The sequence below is a fragment of the Mycolicibacter hiberniae genome, assembly GCF_010729485.1.
In the GTDB taxonomy this organism is placed as follows: Bacteria; Actinomycetota; Actinomycetes; order Mycobacteriales; family Mycobacteriaceae; genus Mycobacterium; species Mycobacterium hiberniae.
The window spans coordinates 101,804-117,315 of record NZ_AP022609.1 but is presented as its reverse complement, the minus strand read 5'-3'; the positions used below and the strand labels follow the sequence as shown (position 1 = coordinate 117,315).

General features: G+C 69.1%; 17 protein-coding genes. 10 read left to right on the top strand and 7 right to left on the bottom strand.

Translation table 11 applies throughout. The annotated features are described in order from the left end of the window. Window positions 1–101: 101 nt before the first annotated feature. Window positions 102–887 (top strand): chymotrypsin family serine protease, encoded by a 786-nt coding sequence (locus G6N14_RS00585; RefSeq protein WP_085136775.1) that lies wholly within the window; start codon window positions 102–104, stop codon window positions 885–887. 75 nt (window positions 888–962) lie between these two features. Further along, window positions 963–1,424 (top strand): hypothetical protein, encoded by a 462-nt coding sequence (locus G6N14_RS00580; protein WP_085136690.1) that lies wholly within the window; start codon window positions 963–965, stop codon window positions 1,422–1,424. 13 nt (window positions 1,425–1,437) lie between these two features. Here the strand turns inward: G6N14_RS00580 and G6N14_RS00575 are convergent, their stop codons facing one another. The 3 genes from G6N14_RS00575 to G6N14_RS00565 all read right to left on the bottom strand — a co-directional run bounded on the left by G6N14_RS00575 (window position 1,438) and on the right by G6N14_RS00565 (window position 3,751). After that, window positions 1,438–1,848, bottom strand: coding sequence for a hypothetical protein (locus G6N14_RS00575; RefSeq protein WP_085136689.1), 411 nt, complete (start codon window positions 1,846–1,848; stop codon window positions 1,438–1,440). After that, window positions 1,845–2,060: a hypothetical protein gene (locus G6N14_RS00570; protein ID WP_085136688.1), complete on the bottom strand. Its 216-nt coding sequence runs from the start codon at window positions 2,058–2,060 to the stop codon at window positions 1,845–1,847. The genes G6N14_RS00575 and G6N14_RS00570 overlap by 4 nt, the downstream gene beginning before the upstream one ends. Window positions 2,061–2,182: 122 nt before the next feature. Further along, window positions 2,183–3,751 carry an acyl-CoA carboxylase subunit beta gene (locus tag G6N14_RS00565; RefSeq protein WP_085136687.1) on the bottom strand — a complete coding sequence of 523 codons (1,569 nt, stop codon included), beginning with the start codon at window positions 3,749–3,751 and terminating at the stop codon, window positions 2,183–2,185. 267 nt (window positions 3,752–4,018) lie between these two features. Between G6N14_RS00565 and G6N14_RS00560 the strand changes: the two genes are divergently transcribed. The 5 genes from G6N14_RS00560 (at window position 4,019) to G6N14_RS00540 (ending at window position 7,726) form a co-directional block, all read left to right on the top strand. Beyond that, window positions 4,019–4,864, top strand: coding sequence for a class I SAM-dependent methyltransferase (locus G6N14_RS00560; RefSeq protein WP_085136686.1), 846 nt, complete (start codon window positions 4,019–4,021; stop codon window positions 4,862–4,864). Between the two features lie 50 nt (window positions 4,865–4,914). Beyond that, a complete protein-coding gene (locus tag G6N14_RS00555; protein WP_085136685.1) occupies window positions 4,915–5,721 on the top strand; it encodes an acyl-CoA thioesterase in 807 nt (268 codons plus the stop codon). A 60-nt stretch (window positions 5,722–5,781) separates the two neighbouring features. Beyond that, complete coding sequence (locus G6N14_RS00550; RefSeq protein WP_085136684.1) at window positions 5,782–7,059, top strand: DUF4226 domain-containing protein; 1,278 nt, start codon at window positions 5,782–5,784, stop codon at window positions 7,057–7,059. 119 nt (window positions 7,060–7,178) lie between these two features. Then, on the top strand, window positions 7,179–7,427 hold the full coding sequence (locus G6N14_RS00545) for a hypothetical protein (RefSeq protein WP_133054942.1): 249 nt from the start codon (window positions 7,179–7,181) through the stop codon (window positions 7,425–7,427). Continuing rightward, window positions 7,424–7,726: a hypothetical protein gene (locus G6N14_RS00540; RefSeq protein ID WP_085136682.1), complete on the top strand. Its 303-nt coding sequence runs from the start codon at window positions 7,424–7,426 to the stop codon at window positions 7,724–7,726. Before G6N14_RS00545 ends, G6N14_RS00540 begins: the two co-directional genes overlap by 4 nt. On the opposite strand, the gene G6N14_RS00535 is transcribed toward G6N14_RS00540, so the two are convergent. Further along, on the bottom strand, window positions 7,701–8,489 hold the full coding sequence (locus G6N14_RS00535; protein ID WP_085136774.1) for a hypothetical protein: 789 nt from the start codon (window positions 8,487–8,489) through the stop codon (window positions 7,701–7,703). The two genes, G6N14_RS00540 and G6N14_RS00535, sit on opposite strands and share 26 nt — an antisense overlap. Before the next feature lie 217 nt (window positions 8,490–8,706). On the opposite strand from G6N14_RS00535, the gene G6N14_RS00530 reads away from it, so the two are divergent. The 3 genes from G6N14_RS00530 (at window position 8,707) to G6N14_RS00520 (ending at window position 12,838) form a co-directional block, all read left to right on the top strand. Then, window positions 8,707–9,369, top strand: coding sequence for an ankyrin repeat domain-containing protein (locus G6N14_RS00530; RefSeq protein ID WP_109559882.1), 663 nt, complete (start codon window positions 8,707–8,709; stop codon window positions 9,367–9,369). 5 nt (window positions 9,370–9,374) lie between these two features. Continuing rightward, the gene (locus G6N14_RS00525) at window positions 9,375–10,250 is read left to right on the top strand and encodes an oxidoreductase (RefSeq protein ID WP_085136773.1); all 876 of its coding nucleotides are present in this window, start codon (window positions 9,375–9,377) and stop codon (window positions 10,248–10,250) included. A gap of 221 nt (window positions 10,251–10,471) precedes the next feature. Continuing rightward, on the top strand, window positions 10,472–12,838 hold the full coding sequence (locus G6N14_RS00520; protein WP_085136680.1) for a lysylphosphatidylglycerol synthase transmembrane domain-containing protein: 2,367 nt from the start codon (window positions 10,472–10,474) through the stop codon (window positions 12,836–12,838). A 22-nt stretch (window positions 12,839–12,860) separates the two neighbouring features. Here the strand turns inward: G6N14_RS00520 and G6N14_RS00515 are convergent, their stop codons facing one another. The 3 genes from G6N14_RS00515 to G6N14_RS00505 are packed head-to-tail and all read right to left on the bottom strand — an operon-like array spanning window position 12,861 to window position 15,492. Beyond that, a complete protein-coding gene (locus tag G6N14_RS00515) occupies window positions 12,861–13,940 on the bottom strand; it encodes a galactokinase (RefSeq protein ID WP_085136679.1) in 1,080 nt (359 codons plus the stop codon). Further along, window positions 13,937–15,019, bottom strand: coding sequence for a galactose-1-phosphate uridylyltransferase (galT, locus tag G6N14_RS00510; protein ID WP_085136678.1), 1,083 nt, complete (start codon window positions 15,017–15,019; stop codon window positions 13,937–13,939). Before galT ends, G6N14_RS00515 begins: the two co-directional genes overlap by 4 nt. Beyond that, the gene (locus tag G6N14_RS00505; RefSeq protein WP_085136677.1) at window positions 15,016–15,492 is read right to left on the bottom strand and encodes a DUF309 domain-containing protein; all 477 of its coding nucleotides are present in this window, start codon (window positions 15,490–15,492) and stop codon (window positions 15,016–15,018) included. The genes galT and G6N14_RS00505 overlap by 4 nt, the downstream gene beginning before the upstream one ends. Between the last annotated feature and the right edge of the window lie 20 nt (window positions 15,493–15,512).

The window sequence follows — 15,512 nt, the reverse complement described above, 5'->3', positions numbered from 1 at the left end:
GGTGCACTCACGCTCCCTGCGGCCCTTGAGGGCGATCACTGCGGTGCGCAAATGGCCCTCACTCGGACCGCCCTGGAAGGCGGGCCGCTACCGTGGCCACGGTGACGGCACAGCACCGCCTGGACAGGGCGAAGACGGTGGCATGGCGGTTGGGGATCGCCGTCGTGGTCGTCGCGATCTTCGTTGGGCTGTATCAGGTGAACCGCGCACACCCCATCCGCCCGCAAAGCCCGATTCCGCTTGCGCACGTGATCGGGCCCGGTATCGGCATCAACGTATCGGCCGGCGGAAACGCCGCCGGCATCACCTGTACTACGGGATTCCTGGTGCGCACCCGCGACAACCAGCCCGGCTTGCTCGCGGCGGGCCACTGCAACCCGGGCGGGGGCCCGGGCCAGGTGGTGATTCGCCACGGCGGTGCATTCGCCTATCGCACCATCGGCACGTTCACCGAGACCGTCAACGACGGCAGCGACTGGGACGACTACGATATGGGGCTGATCCTCCTGGACGATCCGGGCAAGATCCCCCTGACCTCAGTCGTCGACGGGCATCCGGTCACCGGGGTCGCTGAGGACGTGGCCGTCGGCGACGTCTTGTGCCACTTCGGGATTCGAACCGGTGGACCGCTGTGCGGGCCAGTGGTGGCCAGCGAAGCGAATAAAGTCCGGTTCGAAGCCGGGGGTATCTGCGGCGATTCCGGCGGACCGGTGTACCGGCTGCGCGAGGACGGCACCACCGAGGCTGTCGGCATCTACGTCGCGGTCTCCGACGGCACCTACTCAGAGCCCAGTTGTGAAGACCCGCACCCGTTCTCGATCGCCCAGACCATCACGCCGTGGCTGTCGGCCTGGGAGCTGACACTGGACACCACGACGGGCCTTTGACGCCGCCGACAACGCAGTGGCCGCAGCCGTAAACAGCTCGTATGCTGGGGAAACACGGTTCAGGAGGTCGGCGTGATGAATGTGTCAGAACAACCTCAAGCCAGGACGCAGATGTTCGCCCGGGTGATCGGGCCGTTCCTGGTCGTCCTCACCGCGGCGGCGGTCTTCCGGGCCCCGCAGATCTGGGCTTCCGACTTCTCCGCCGATCCCCTGTGGCTGTGGTCGACTGGGGCGTTCACGCTGTTGGCCGGTTTGATCGTGGTGGCTTTTCACCCCTATTGGCGGGGCGCAGCAGCGATCTGCGTGTCGGTGACGGGCTGGCTCACCGCACTCAAGGGGCTGGCGCTGGTGGTGTTTCCCGACAGCAGCATCGCGAGTGCGAACCTGGTCATGCGCGCCGAGGGCTGGGCGCGCGCTGCCTACGTGCTGTTCGCGCTCATCGGGTTGTATCTGACCTACGTAGGGTGGGTGCCGCCGCGAGACCGGCCGGCGCCGAAGCCGGCCAGCGGGGATAGGGATCTGCGCTCGGCGGCGTGATCGGGCCGCGAGGTTAGCCGACTGCTGCCGCGGCGCGAATCTCCCGCAACAGGTAGTTCGTCGCGACGACGTGCAGCCGGGTCCCGATCACCAGGGTGCGGTAGATGCGGCCGTGCGGCCCTGGAAAAGCCGCATAGGTCTGTGCGTGTACGCGCGTAGCGCCCGTCGAAGCGTCGGTGAGCTCGAAGACCAACCGATACCGGGAGAATCGATGCCGGCCCACGAGAACGATACGTTGCAACTCAACACTTTCGGCCACTGCAAAGCCTGCGCGGGGCTGCAGGCCGAGCGGCGCGAGAAGCGGATTGTGTTCGTTGGCGCGCAACATGGCCTCGACATAGCGCTGCAGGGCCCTCCAAACCCGGTCGCGCGGCGCGTCGATCCGTAGCGTGTGTTCATCGATGTAGGGCAGGTCGATGGTCATGGCGATCCCCTCGTCTGGTTCGAGACGGCGTGGCGAAAGTCGTCGGCCAGTGCCGGCTGCAGGCCCGCCCCGTACGTGTGCCCCCGCACCGCTGCGACGCCGGGACAGCCGAGCCCGGGAATCCACTCGAAGGTCCCGGCCGCGCGTAGGCCGAGTCCCACGGTTTCGTCATCGACGGGTCGCCCGGTGAACGCGGTCAACGTCCCGGCCATGTCTTACTGCTCATGTCATGTAGACGATTCCGCGCGGGCAACTGTGACACCAGCGAACGGTCACGTTCACCGGCCACCTTCCGTCCTAGCAGAGGGCCGGCGGCTCAGCTCGACGTAAGCCCTCAGAACGTGTCGACGAAACGCCGCGGCGGCACGTCACGGCCGACCGCTTCCGACGCCGCCAGTGTCGCCGCGATCAGACCCCGGGTCTCGGCGGGGTCGATCACGTCGTCGATCTCGAAAATCGCTGCGGCGTTGAGGGCTTTGGCGTGCTCCTCGGCGGCGGTGGTGGCTTGGCGCACCCGTTCCTCGCGCTCGTCGGCGTCGGCGATGGCCTCGAGTTCCTTGCGCAGACCCAACCGGACCGCGCCCTCCAGCCCCATCGGGCCCAGGTGCGCGCCGGGCCAGGCCACGGTCAGCACCGGCTCGTGCAGGCTGCCGCCCATCATGGCTTGAGCACCCAGCCCGTAGCCGCGGCGCAGGATCACCGCGATCAGCGGCACCCGCAGCGCGGCGCCGGCCACCAACAGCCGAGATGCTCGCCGCACCAGGGCTTCTGCTTCGGCGGCCGGGCCCACCATGTAGCCCGGGCAGTCGATGAGCGACACCACCGGCAGCCCGAAGGCGTCGCAGAGCTGCAGGAATCGGGCGGCCTTGTCCGATGCGCCGGCGGTGATGGCCCCGGCCATCACCATGGTGTTGTTGCCGATGATTCCGACCGGGCGGCCTTCGATGCGGGCCAGTGCGGTGACCATCTCGGGGGCGAATTTCTCCCGCAGGAAGGTCACCGAGTCGGCGTCGGCGATGGTCTCGATGATGGGCTTGAGCGGGTAGGCGCGCCGGGCGCGCTCGGGAATCATGGTGCGCAAGGCGTTTTGGTCGGGTGCCGGGCCGGCCGCGGTCGCGCCCTGGAAATAGCCGAGCACCTTCTTGGTCACCGCGACGGCTTCGGCTTCGTCGGCCACCACCACATCGACGACGCCGTTGGGTGCCTGTACCGAGAGGGGCCCGACGTCGTCGGGGGCGACCTGGCCCAGGCCGCCGCCGGCGATCATCGCCGGGCCCGCCATGCCGATCGAGGTATCGGCGGTGGCGATGATCAGATCCGAACAACCCGCGATGACGGCGTTGCCGGCAAAACAACGGCCCTTGACCACGGCGATGCGCGGCACCAGACCGGACAGTTTGGCCCACAACGCGAACGCGGGGACATCCAGAGACGACACCGTCGGGTAGTCGGTATCCCCGGGGCGCCCGCCGCCGCCTTCGGCGAAGAAGACCGTGGGCAGGCGCATCCGGGCGATCAGTTCGAACAGCCGGTCCTTCTTGAAGTGGCCGATCGCCCCCTGGGTGCCGGCCAGCACGGTGTAGTCGTAGGCCAGCACCGCGCACGCGCTGCGCTCGCGGCCGAACAGGGCGCTGTTGATGGTGGCGGTGCCACCAAGCAGGCCGTCGCCGGGGGTGTTGGCGATCAGGTCGTCGACGTCGCGGCGGGCACGTTGGGCGGCGATCGCGAACCGCCCGTACTCCACGAACGTCCCGGGGTCGACCAGGTCGGCGATGTTCTCCCGTGCGGTACGGCCGCCGGCGTCGTGGCGGCGTTGCACAGCCTGCGGGCGCGCCGCGTCCTCGGTCAGTGCGCGGCGGCGCAGCAGTTCGAGGTGGTCGTCGCGCAGCGGAGCGTCAGGCATGCGAGGTTCCTTCACTGTCGAACGTGAACACCATCATGGGCCACCCGTCGCAGCCGAGCGCGGCACCCGGCGGATCCCCCGAGGCTGACATAACGGCCACTGTCGCTCAGAGGCGGGCAAAAGTCTGGTCACCCGGGTCCGGCGCACGCGGCTCCGCACACCCCCACCGTCTGCGTCATCGCACCCTGCCCGGGACCGGTCTGGGTGTAGAACGTCTGGCCATCCACGGCTGACAGGCTAGACCGCGCCGCACCTTACGCTGGGGCCATGGCCAACGAGGATCAGCAGCAGTCTTGGGCGACCCAAGGGGTGGATTGGGTCGACAATGCGGCAATCTTCGAGGCGGCGCTTGCCCCGTTCGCCGACGCCGTGATGCGGGCCGCCGACATCCGAGCCGGCGCAAGGGTGCTCGACATCGGTTGCGGTTCCGGGACGCTGTTGAAACGGGTGGCGGCACTGCGCGCCGTCCCGTTCGGCGTCGATATCTCCGAGCCCATGGTGACCGCGGCCCGCCGGCGGGTTCCGCAGGCCACCGTGACGCTCGGGGACGCCCAGACCCTCGATCTGCGGGCCGGCGGGGCGCCGTTTGACCGGGTCGTCTCGCGGTTCGGGGTGATGTTCTTCGACGACCCGGTGGCCGCATTCATCAACATCCGCAGCGCCGCAGCGCCGGGTGCCGGCTTGGCGTTCGTGTGCTGGCGCGAAGGCGACAACCCGATGTTCTCCGTGGGCGTCGACCTGCTGGCCGCGCAGCTGGAATCGCCACCTGCCGCGGTGGATCCCACCGCGCCGGGTCCGCTGGCCTTCGGCAACGCCGACCGGGTAAGCGCTGTCCTGACTGACGCCGGCTGGGCCCAGGTGGGTGTAGCGGCGTTCGACGGGGTCTGCAACTTCAGCATCGACGGCAGCGACGGCGTCGAGGAACGCCTGACGATGATCCTGTCCAACCGCACCGGCCAGCAGGCCCGCGCCGAGTTGCCTTCCCGGCTCGGCGAGGACGGCTGGGCCGCTGTGGTCGAGGACCTGCGCGGCGAGCTGCGCCGGCACCGCGTCGACGGAGTCCTGAAGTTCCCCGGGCACACCTGGGTGGTGACGGCGGTCAATCCGGGCTGACCGCCCGCGATAGCGTGACCGATATCGTTCCGCTTGCCGGGAGGGCCGCTGTGACCGAACACCCCTTCGACCGCGCCGTGCGCCTCGACGCCGTCGACGCCGAGACGTTCCGCGGGGCCACCGACCCGGAGTGGGCCAACATGGTCGGGCCGTTCGGGGGGATCACCGCGGCGGTGCTGTTGCGCGCCGTGGAGTCCCATCCCGACCGCATCGGCGATCCGCTGGCGCTGACCGTCAACTTCGCCGCGCCCATCGCCGACGGCGAATTCGACATCGGTCTGCGGGCCGCTCGCACCAATCGCAGCAACCAGCACTGGGTGCTCGAACTTCGCCAAGGCGACGAGGTCAAGACCACGGCGACCGCGCTGTTCGGCCTGCACCGCGACACCTGGGCCGACGACGAAACCCGCCCGCCGAGCGTCCCCGCACCCGAGGACCTCACCCGCGGGGCCTTCGTCGACGCGATCGTCTGGGCCAAGCGCTACGACATGCGGTTCGCCGAGGGCCCGGTACCGCTGAGGGCCGTGGAGCCCAGTACTTCGTCCACCACGACGCTGTGGGTACGCGACGCCCAAGGCCGAGCGCTCGACTTCACCGCGCTGGCCTGTCTGTCGGATGTCTTTTTCCCGCGGGCCTTCCTGCGCCGCGGCAGGTTCCTGCCGGCCGGCACCATCTCGCTGACCACCTATTTTCACGCCGACCAACGTGAAATCGACGCTCTCGGCGGCGATTTCCTGCTGGCCAGCGCGCACGCCAACCGGTTCTCGCGCGGCTACTTCGATCAGAGCGCGCACCTGTGGTCACGCGCCGGCCAGCTGCTGGCCAGCACCCATCAGCTGGTGTATTTCAAGGACTGACATCGCCACCGGCCCTCGGGTGAATACCGCGATCGTCGCAGCTGAACTAACGTCGCCACCATGCCCGAGGAACTCGGCGCTCACGCCGATGCCGCGCGCGGACGCGAGGACGTCCTGGCGCGGCGGCTGCAGACGTCCGCCCAGGCCGACCGGGCTTTCGCGGCGACGGTGCACGGCGCCACGCAGGTAGCGCTGCAGAGCCGCAAACGGCTCGACAGTATCGAGGCCGAACTGCGCGCCGTCCTGGCCCACCCGCGGGCGCTGGCGTTGGACACCCCCGCCGGCGCCCGGCAGTTCCAGCGGTTCCTGGCCGCCAAGAGCCACGACATCCACCAGGTGATCGCCGACACCGCCGCCGACAGCCACGCCCGCGCGCAGGCGGTGCGATCGGTGGGCGGCGGCTACGCCACCGAGGACCGGCAGCGGCCGAGCATCCAGGCCGTCGACCACTCCTTCAAACAAGCCCCCGCCACCGATGACGAACGGCGCCGAAATCAGGCCGCCGCCTTCCGGGAGGTGTTCGGGCGCGACCCGATCTCCAGGTCAGATTGGACCACCGCGGCCGCTCTGGATGCACATACCTACAACCCCGACTTCCGGGGTGCGAATTCCGAGGTTCGGGTGGCCCGGATCGAGCCCGTACCGGGGCAGGGCGTGGTGCGCGCGTCACAGTGGATCGAGCAGCCATGGGTGCAGCGCCTGCTGGCACGCGATGCGGGCAACGGCAGAAGCGCAACGAAGGACTTCGACCCCGAAGACACCAAGGTCACCACCTACATCGACTACGACAACGGCATCGTGGTGATGCGCCAGAATCCCTCCGTCGAGCTCAATCCCGACGGCTCGGTACGTCAGGTGAAAGTCGGCGTCCCCCAAGGCAGCGTGGCGCAGGCCGCGGACGGATCGGTGCGGATCAAATACGACGCCGGCAACCCCCTCGCACCTGGGACCCTCACCGACCCGCGCGGATTGCTCGGCGATCACCGCCTCAGCGTCAACGGCGACCTGGTGTTCACCCCCGGCCCGGGCGGTGTCCACGTCGACGGCACGCGATCCGACTACCCCTCACTGGAGATCTACCAGGACCTGCCCGGCGGCGCCCGGACCGTGTTGATCGACCCCGCCCAGTCCGGCCGCAGCCATGCGCCGATGTTGAATCTGCCGTTCCACCATGACATCGGCGTCGGCGGCAAGGCGTTCGCGCCGTTCGATCACGGCGGTTCGTGGAATCCGCGCTTCGATGTCCGAACCCCGATCCCCGCCACCGACTTCGGGCCGACCACCGCGCCGCCGTCGGCGTCGTCGGCTCCGGGTCGGCCGGGCGGTGTCCCCGCGTGAGCATCGAGAGGAGCTGGTAAATGGCTGGCGCACTACGGAAACGTCGGCACGACAGGAGTCCGGACCTCTGGCGGACCGCCACATGGGCGGCACCGCTGGTCTTCCAAGGTGTGTTCGCAGTGGCGGTGGGCCTCGGCTGGCTGTTGATCCACTTTCCGATCAACAGTGATGCCGGGTACTCCCTCGTGATCGCGATCTCTACCACTGTCGCGACTGTCGCATCGCTGCTGATCGGCGTGAAGCTGGAGGGCGCTGATTCACCGCGCCGGCGCGGCCAGGGATTGGCCCTCGGGGGAGCCGGTCTGGCAGCCACCGCCGTCGGCTGGTCATACGCCTTGTCCTACCTGCTGCTGTTGAACGCCTCATGAGCGCCCCGCCCGCCGAAGACCGCTACAGTCGGCACGGTTTCCACGCCGCGCTGGCGACCATCGCGATCGTCGAGACCGCGACGTGGCTGACGGCTCCCTATTGGATCGTTCAGCTGTACCTGTTGGGTATCGCGACCCTGATCGTGGTGCCGACCGGCTTCTTCATGTGGCAGACCGGCGGCGTCAAAACCGCTCAGGTGGGCTTGGGCATGCTCATCGGCTACCTGGCGACGCCACTGACCGTTGCGCTGGTCGTCATCCCACCGCTGGTGTTCACCCTGCTCTTGCATCCGGCGTGAAGTCACCGCGACGCCGCGGTCCGTCGTACCTGCCGTTGAGCAGCTTGGACACCGTGCTCGCCTGCCACAGCCGGCCGGTCGGCGTGCGCTGCCCGACCGAGTTGAGCACCCGTGCGGTGGCCGCCTGGGTGACACCGCATTCGTGCACCAGCCAGCGCACGTAGTCCTCCAGCGGCCACTTGCGCTGCGGCCACGGCACCTTGGGCGACGGCAGGGCCGGCGGTAGCGGGCGCCCGGTGTCGTCGGCCCGGATCCGCCGCACCGTCTGCGGACCGCGGGACCCACCCAGGGCCAGCGCGATCTCCCTGCTCAAGCTCTTCGCGCCTTCGGCAGCCAATGCCGCGTGGTCGAGGTCGTCGACGGCGCGCACCTCACGGCGCAGCGCGAAGTCGATCTCATTCATCCCACCGTCGATGGGTGCGGAAAAGAGGTCCCGCGTCAGGCGCAGGTTCAGACCATGACGCTGCAGCACCATGCTGATTCTCCGCAGATGCTGTTCCCGGGTGAAGTCCGGGCCGGGGAACGGCACCCAGACATCCATGCGGCCCGCGATAGCGCGGCCCACCGCTGCGATCACCGCGTCGACGTCGGTCAGGTCGTCGGTGCCACCGGCCTCCCCCACCTCGAAACAGAAAGCCTCGACGATCGTGCAGTTCTTCGTGGCCGCATCGGCGGCCAGCTCGGCATGAAGCTCAACGGTCGCTCGATCCCCGAGCAGGATGATTCGAGTGACCGCAGATGGATCCTCACCGGATTCCGACATCGATTCCTTTCGATTGTCCAAGAGCACGTAGGAAATTGCCTGCCAGACGACCGTACGCCCGACCACCGACAAGTCGTTTCGCCGAACACCCGCAACGACGGCGCGCAGTGCCTCGCACGCCCGACAAGACTTGGCGCACAACCGCGTCCAACCGAACTTGTCAGACCCCCTCGATACGGTTGGGCGCATGGACGAACCCCCTTTAGATTGGCCCGGCGTGTTGGACCCTTCTCTGCTGCCGGAGGAGGTCAGCGCAGCCGGGCACAAGATGGCCGATGCCGCCGACGCCGGCGACTGGCCGGCCCTGTTCGATCTGCTCGACGCCGTTCCGGCGCTCAACGTCAATCAGTGGCGCCCCGGCAGTCCCGAGTGGATCACGCCGCTGCATCAGGCCGCCCGGCACGGAGCGGCGGATGTCGTTGCCGAACTGGTCGAACGGGGAGCGCTGCGTTCGCTGCGCGACGCCCGGGGCTGGACGGCACGGGACACCGCGCTCGATCAGCGGCACCCGCTGCCGTTGATCAGGTTGCTGACCCCGCCTCCGTCGCCGCATTCCGCTGAGCGGGTCCGCGCACTGGACGCCAACCTGGAGTGGGCCATCGACGGCACCATTCGCACCACCCAGATCTTTTCCGCTCTCACCGACCGCCAACTGCGCCGCACCCTGCGCTACCCGCCGGTCGCGGTGCTGCACGAAGCGCCCCGGCGGTCGGTGCACGTCGCAATTCCCGGGATAGCCAGCGGTATCCGCGCGCGGTTGCGCCGCGGCTACCTGGAAACCGAGAGCGCCGGCCGGGTGCAGGTGATCACCCACCGCGGCGCGGTGCTGGTCACCGACCACACGGCGGCCTCCGGCGAGCAGGCCGGGCAGGTAGCGTGACCGGCATGTCTTTCTCAATCGCGGACACTACGGACCAGTCCGGCCGCACCTTCGTGGTGACCGGCGCCAACGGCGGTTTGGGCGAGGTCGTCACCAAGACCCTCGCCGCCAAGGGCGCCACGGTGGTCATGGCCTGCCGCAACACCGCCAAGGCCCAGCAGATCGCCGACGGGATCGACGGCGACGTCACGGTGGCGGCACTGGATCTGGGCAGCCTGGCGTCGGTGCGCGATTTCGCCGCCCAGCAGGGCCAGGTGGATGTACTGGTCAACAACGCCGGGATCATGAACATCCCCAAACGGCGCACCGTGGACGGCTTCGAGGTGCAGTTCGGTGTCAACCACCTGGGCCACTTCGCGCTGACCGGCCTGCTACTGGATCGGATCACCGACCGGGTGGTGACGGTGTCGAGCATCGCGCACAAGCAGACCCCGAAGTTCTGGATCGACGATCTCAACTACGAGAACCGGCCCTATCAGCGCAACCTGGCCTACGCCCAGTCGAAGCTGGCCAATCTGATGTTCGCACGAGAGCTGCAGCGGCGGCTGGTCGCAGCCGGCTCGCCCCTGCGTTCCTACGCGGTACATCCGGGCGTCTCGAGCACCGACCTGTTCTCCAACGACAAGACCATCGTGGGCCTGGTCGCCAGGTTCGGCGCGCCACTGGTCGGCCAGCCGCCGGAGCGGGGCGCCGAATCCATCCTGTTCGCCGCCACCGTCCCCGATGCCGACCCGAACATCTACTGGGGTCCGACCAAGCTGAACCAGTCCCGCGGCCCGGTGGGACCCTGCCCCTCGAACAAGCTGTCGAAGGACCTACGGCTGTGGCTCCGGTTGTGGGAGGAGTCGGAGAAGATGACCGGAGTCCACTACCCGCTCTGACCTGACACGCACAGGCGTTGCCGGGTGCGGCGCCTGCCCGATGACGGGCCGACGCCCACCGCTGCGATCCCCCGCTCCCAGCCGTGACGGGTGTGACGCATGGGATTTGCCGGGGGCGACGCGGCCGCATCTCACCGACAAACCACGGTGGTACCGCTACTCACCGGTTAAGTTGTGGCGAGCCGCCACGCGATGCGGCCTGAGACGGACCGAAAGAGATCATGCGAGTTGAGGGGCGCGATGTCGCGGTCACCGGCAACCTCCTACAGCCGCTGACCCGACGCACCAACGACATTCTGCGTCTGGTGCTGGCCAGCCTCTTCCTCGCGACCGTCATCACCAGCTCGCTGGTCACCCGCTACGAATGGGTGACCCTGGAGCGATCGGTATCCGAGATCGTCGGGGTGCTCTCGCCCACCCACGCCAACCTGGTCTACCTCGCCTACGGCATCGCGATCCTGGTGTTGCCGTTCGCCATCCTGATCGGGCTGGTGGCCTCCCGGCAGTGGAAACTGCTCGGGGCGTACGCGGTGGCCGGGCTGCTGGCGGTGGTATCGCTGTCGATCCGCAGCAACGGCCTGGCCGCACCGAATTGGCATTTCGACCTCTCGGATCGGCTCGCCACCACACTGGCGCAGTTCCTCGACGACCCGCGCTGGATCGCAATGCTCGCCGCGGTGCTCACCGTGTCCGGTCCCTGGCTGCCGGCCCGGTGGCGGCGCTGGTGGTGGACCCTGCTGCTCGCTTTCGTGCCGATTCACCTGGTGGTCAGCGCCATCGTGCCGGCCCGTTCGCTGCTCGGCCTGGCGGTCGGGTGGTTCGTCGGAGCCCTGGTGATCCTGATCGTCGGCACGCCCGCGCTGGAAGTGCCGCTGGACGGTACCGTCCGCGCCCTGGCCCGTCGCGGTCACACCGTCTCCGAGCTCGCCGTCATCCGGCCGGCGGGCCCCGGCCCACTGGTGCTGTCCACCGTCGGGGCATACCCGACCATCATCGAGCTCTACGGCCCCAACCAGCGCAGCGGGGGCGCGCTGCGCCAGCTCTGGCGCAAACTGCGGTTGCGCAACACCGAGACCGCACCGCTGCACGCCTCGCTGCACCGGGCCGTCGAGCACCGCGCGCTGATGGCGATCGCCATCGGCGACAGCGGGATAGCCAACACCGCCACGGTGGCCGTCGCCTCCCTGGACCGGGGCTGGACGCTTTATGCACATACCCCGTCCCGGGGTGCCCCGCTGGCCGAATCCACCGCCACGACGCCGGTGGCCAAGCCGTGGGAGTCCTTGCGCCGGCTGCACGATCAGCAGATCTCGCATGGCGATCTGCGGTGCAAGGAGATGACCGTCGACGGGGGCAACGTGCTGTTCGGCGGCTTCGGCAACGCCGAATACGGTGCCACCGACACCCAGCTGCAGTCCGATATCGCCCAGTTGTTGGTGACCACGTCGTCGCTGTACGGCCCGGCCGACGCGGTGGACGCGGCGATCGAGCACTTCGGCCGCAGCACGGTGCTGGCCGCGTCACGCCGGCTCACCAAATCGGCGGTGCCCGCGCGTCTGCGCAAGACCGTTCCCGAGGTCGCCGGGGTGATCGCCGCCGCCCGCGAGGAGGTCAAGCGCCAGACCGGCACGGATCAGATCCAGACCAAAACCATCACCCGCTTCACCCGCAGCCAGCTCATCCAGCTGGTCCTGCTGGTCGCCCTGGTCTACGTGGCCTATCCGTTCATCAGCCAGGTTCCTACGTTCTTCTCCCAACTGCGCCACGCGAATTGGTGGTGGGCCCTGGTCGGGCTGACCGTCTCATCGCTGACCTATGTCGGCGCGGCGGGCGCGCTGTGGGCCTGCGCCAACGGCTCGGTCAGGTTTCGGCACCTGGCGATCATGCAGGTGGCCAACACTTTTGCGGCCACCACCACCCCGGCCGGCGTGGGCGGCCTGGCGCTGAGCACCAGATTTCTGCAGAAGGGCGGTCTGAGCACCCTGCGCGCCACCGCCGCGGTAGCCCTGCAGCAGTCGGTCCAGGTGATCGTGCACGTGATCCTGCTGGTCATCTTCACCACCGCCGCCGGTGCCTCAACGGACCTGTCGCACTTCGTTCCCGGCGCGACCATGCTCTACCTGCTCGCCGGGGTGGCGCTCGGGTTGGCCGGCATCGTGTTGCTGGTCCCGAATCTGCGCCGCTGGCTGACGACCGCACTGCGGCCGCGGCTCAAGGAAGTCACCGGGGACCTGGTGGAGTTGGCCCGTGAGCCCAGCCGGCTGGCGTTGATCGTGCTGGGCGCGGCCGGCACCACACTCGGGGCGGCGCTGGCACTGTGGGCCAGTGTGGAAGCTTTCGGCGGCAACACCTCGTTTGTCACCGTGACGGTGGTGACCATGGTCGGCGGCACCCTGGCCTCCGCCGCGCCGACACCCGGCGGGGTGGGAGCGGTGGAGGCCGCCCTCATCGGTGGGCTGGCTGCCTTCGGTGTCCCGCCTGCACTGGCGGTCCCCTCGGTACTGCTCTACCGGGTGCTGACCTGCTGGCTGCCGGTGTTCGTGGGCTGGCCGGTGATGCGCTGGCTGACCGAGAACGAGATGATCTGACACAACACCGTGACTGTCGGCGCTAACCCGCCCCGGCCGCCGCGTACACCCGACTCACCTCCGGTTCCGGGTAGCCGGCCGCGGTGACCGCGGCGCGCACCGCGTCACCGACCTTCATCGTGAGCTCGGCGGGCACCAGGGCGATCACACAACCACCGAACCCGCCGCCGGTCATCCGGGCACCGTGCGCTCCGGCGGCCACCGCGCTGTCGGCGATCAGGTCGATGTGTTCGGTGGTGATCTCGAAGTCGTCGCGCATCGAAGCGTGCGACGCGGTGAACAGCGCTCCGGCAGCGGCGAAGTCGCGCTCTGCGCATGCCGCGACAAAATCCAGCACCCGCTCGTTCTCGGTCAGCACATGCCGTGCCCGGCGGGCATCGACCGGGTCGCTGAGCGCCGCCAGCGCCTCGACACCCCGGTGCGCGACCTCGCGCAGCGACGGCACCCCCAACTCGGCGGCGGCCCGCTCACACGATGCGCGCCGAGCGCCGTACTCGCCGTCGGCGTGTGTGTGCCGTTGCCCGGAGTCGATCAGCAGCAGGGTCACCCCGGACTCGTCGGGGTCGAAAGGCACCGGGTGCACGGCGACATCGCGGAAGTCGATCAGCAGCGCGTGCGACACCTCGCCGAACAGTGAGGCCAGCTGATCCAGCAAACCCGTTGGCGCTCCGACATACTCGTTCTCGGCGCGCTGGCCGATCCGGGCCTGCTCAATGCGGTCGATGTCCAGACCGGCCGCCGAAGCCAGGGCGCCCAGTACGGCACATTCCAGGGCTGCCGAGGAGGACAGACCGGAGCCGATCGGTACGTCGCTGCGAACGGTCATGGTTCCGCCGGGGACCGCGAACCCGCTGTCGCGCAGCGCCCAGACCACTCCCGCGGCATAGGCGCCCCAGCCGGCGATCTGTCCGGGTGCGGTGCTCAGCGGAATGTTCACCGGCGCGTCGGCTCGGTCGCTGACCACCGTGAGGGTGTCCGTCTCGGCGGGTGTGAAGCTGACGCTGGTGCGTTGGGGCAGCGCGATGGGCAGCGCGAATCCGCCGTTGTAGTCGGTGTGTTCGCCGATCAGATTGACCCGGCCGGGCGCGGAATAGGTGATCACAGCTCACGCAGCCTAGCCGCCACTGCCTCCGGGGTGACGTCGGCGATGAACGCGTCCATCGCCGATTCCGAAGCGGCCAGATACTTCAGCTTGGTGGCGCTGCGCTTGATCGACATGAACTCGACATGGAAATATCCGTCCGCCTGAGCGCCCTGGGCGCGGTACTGGTGCAGTGCGGCCATGTAGGGCAGCGGGGCGTCGTACATGCGGTCGAAGCGGCCCAGCACGTCGTGGTAGACAGACGCGAAGTCCTCGAGTTCGGCATCGGTCAGCTCGGTCAGATTGTGTACCCGCCGGTTCGGGTACAGGTGCAGCTCTACCGGCCACCTCGCGGCGAACGGCACGAACGCGGTGAAGTGTTCGGTCTGCCTCACGATCCGCGTCCCCGCGGCGCGCTCGGCCTCCAGCAGATCGGCGAACAGATTGGTGCCGTGCCTGATTCGATGCTCCCGCGCCTGGGTCAGCATCGCGGCGGTGCGCGGGGTCAGGTAGGGGTAGCCGTAGATCTGGCCGTGGGGGTGCGCCAGTGTCACCCCGATCTCCCGCCCGCGGTTTTCGAAGCAGAACACCTGCTCGACACCGGGGCGAGCCAACAGATCAGCCGTGCGGTGTCGCCACGCCTGCACCACCAGCAGGGCATGCGCGGCCGGCAGTTCGGCGAACGACCCGGTGTGATCGGCCGAGAAACAGATGACTTCACACCGGCCGTAGCCGGGTGCCCCGACGAACGCGGCACCGTCGGGCGGGACGGTGTCCAGAGCACCGGCCCCGGCCAGGCTGGGGAACCGGTTCTCGAAGACCGCGACGTCATAGTCGGTCGCCGGTACCTCGCTGGTCAGCCCGCTGGGCCCCGGGCACAGCGGGCAGTCCTCGGCGGGCGGGTGGTAGGTGCGGTCCTGTCGCTGCGCGGCGATGATCACCCACTGACCGGTGGTGCGGTCGAAGCGCAACTGCGACGGCTCGGGATCGCGGGCCGACAACGGCCGGCGATCCAACACCGGGGCGGCAGTGCGGCCCGGAAGGGCGAACAACAGCAGGTCGCGGCCGTCGGCAAGCGTCCAGCGCAGCGGTGTGCTCACGCGACCAGCCGCGGATGCAGTCGCTGCGGGCCGATCTCGATCCCGGCCGCCACGTCATCGGCCAGCTGCGTGGCGAAGCCCCGCAATCCGTCGAGATCGACACCGTACGGCGCCGGGGGCCGCACGCCGGCCAGATGTTCCGCGCCGCGACGCAGCAGACTGACCGCGCCGGTGACGTTGCCGCGCTGGACGTGGGTGATGCCGACTGCGAGCTGGGCCAGCCCCTGCCAGAGTTCGCGTTCGGCGGGCGGCCGATGCTTCCAGGCGGCTTCGAGCACCTCGTGGGCGTTGAACGCCAGGCCGTCGTCCAGCAGCAACTGGGCGTAGGCCAGCATCTGGGCCGGCGGCAAGTCCAGGTCGTCGGGGACCCCCTCGACCCCACCCTGGCTGCCGCGCGGCAGGGGCCGGCCCAGCCGATCACGCGGGCGGGCGTTGCGCGGGCGGCCCGAGGCGTCGCGGTCGCGGGTTGTCACCCGTCCATCATGGCAAGCCG

Excerpts from the sequence above, each read along its gene's own strand:
- G6N14_RS00580 (WP_085136690.1), top strand. The coding sequence starts at position 963 with ATGAATGTGTCAGAACAACCTCAAGCCAGGACGCAGATGTTCGCCCGG.
- G6N14_RS00575 (WP_085136689.1), bottom strand. The coding sequence starts at position 1,848 with ATGACCATCGACCTGCCCTACATCGATGAACACACGCTACGGATCGAC.
- G6N14_RS00570 (WP_085136688.1), bottom strand. The coding sequence starts at position 2,060 with ATGGCCGGGACGTTGACCGCGTTCACCGGGCGACCCGTCGATGACGAA.
- G6N14_RS00565 (WP_085136687.1), bottom strand. The coding sequence starts at position 3,751 with ATGCCTGACGCTCCGCTGCGCGACGACCACCTCGAACTGCTGCGCCGC.
- G6N14_RS00560 (WP_085136686.1), top strand. The coding sequence starts at position 4,019 with ATGGCCAACGAGGATCAGCAGCAGTCTTGGGCGACCCAAGGGGTGGAT.
- G6N14_RS00550 (WP_085136684.1), top strand. The coding sequence starts at position 5,782 with ATGCCCGAGGAACTCGGCGCTCACGCCGATGCCGCGCGCGGACGCGAG.
- G6N14_RS00540 (WP_085136682.1), top strand. The coding sequence starts at position 7,424 with ATGAGCGCCCCGCCCGCCGAAGACCGCTACAGTCGGCACGGTTTCCAC.
- G6N14_RS00535 (WP_085136774.1), bottom strand. The coding sequence starts at position 8,489 with ATGTCGGAATCCGGTGAGGATCCATCTGCGGTCACTCGAATCATCCTG.
- G6N14_RS00525 (WP_085136773.1), top strand. The coding sequence starts at position 9,375 with ATGTCTTTCTCAATCGCGGACACTACGGACCAGTCCGGCCGCACCTTC.
- G6N14_RS00520 (WP_085136680.1), top strand. The coding sequence starts at position 10,472 with ATGCGAGTTGAGGGGCGCGATGTCGCGGTCACCGGCAACCTCCTACAG.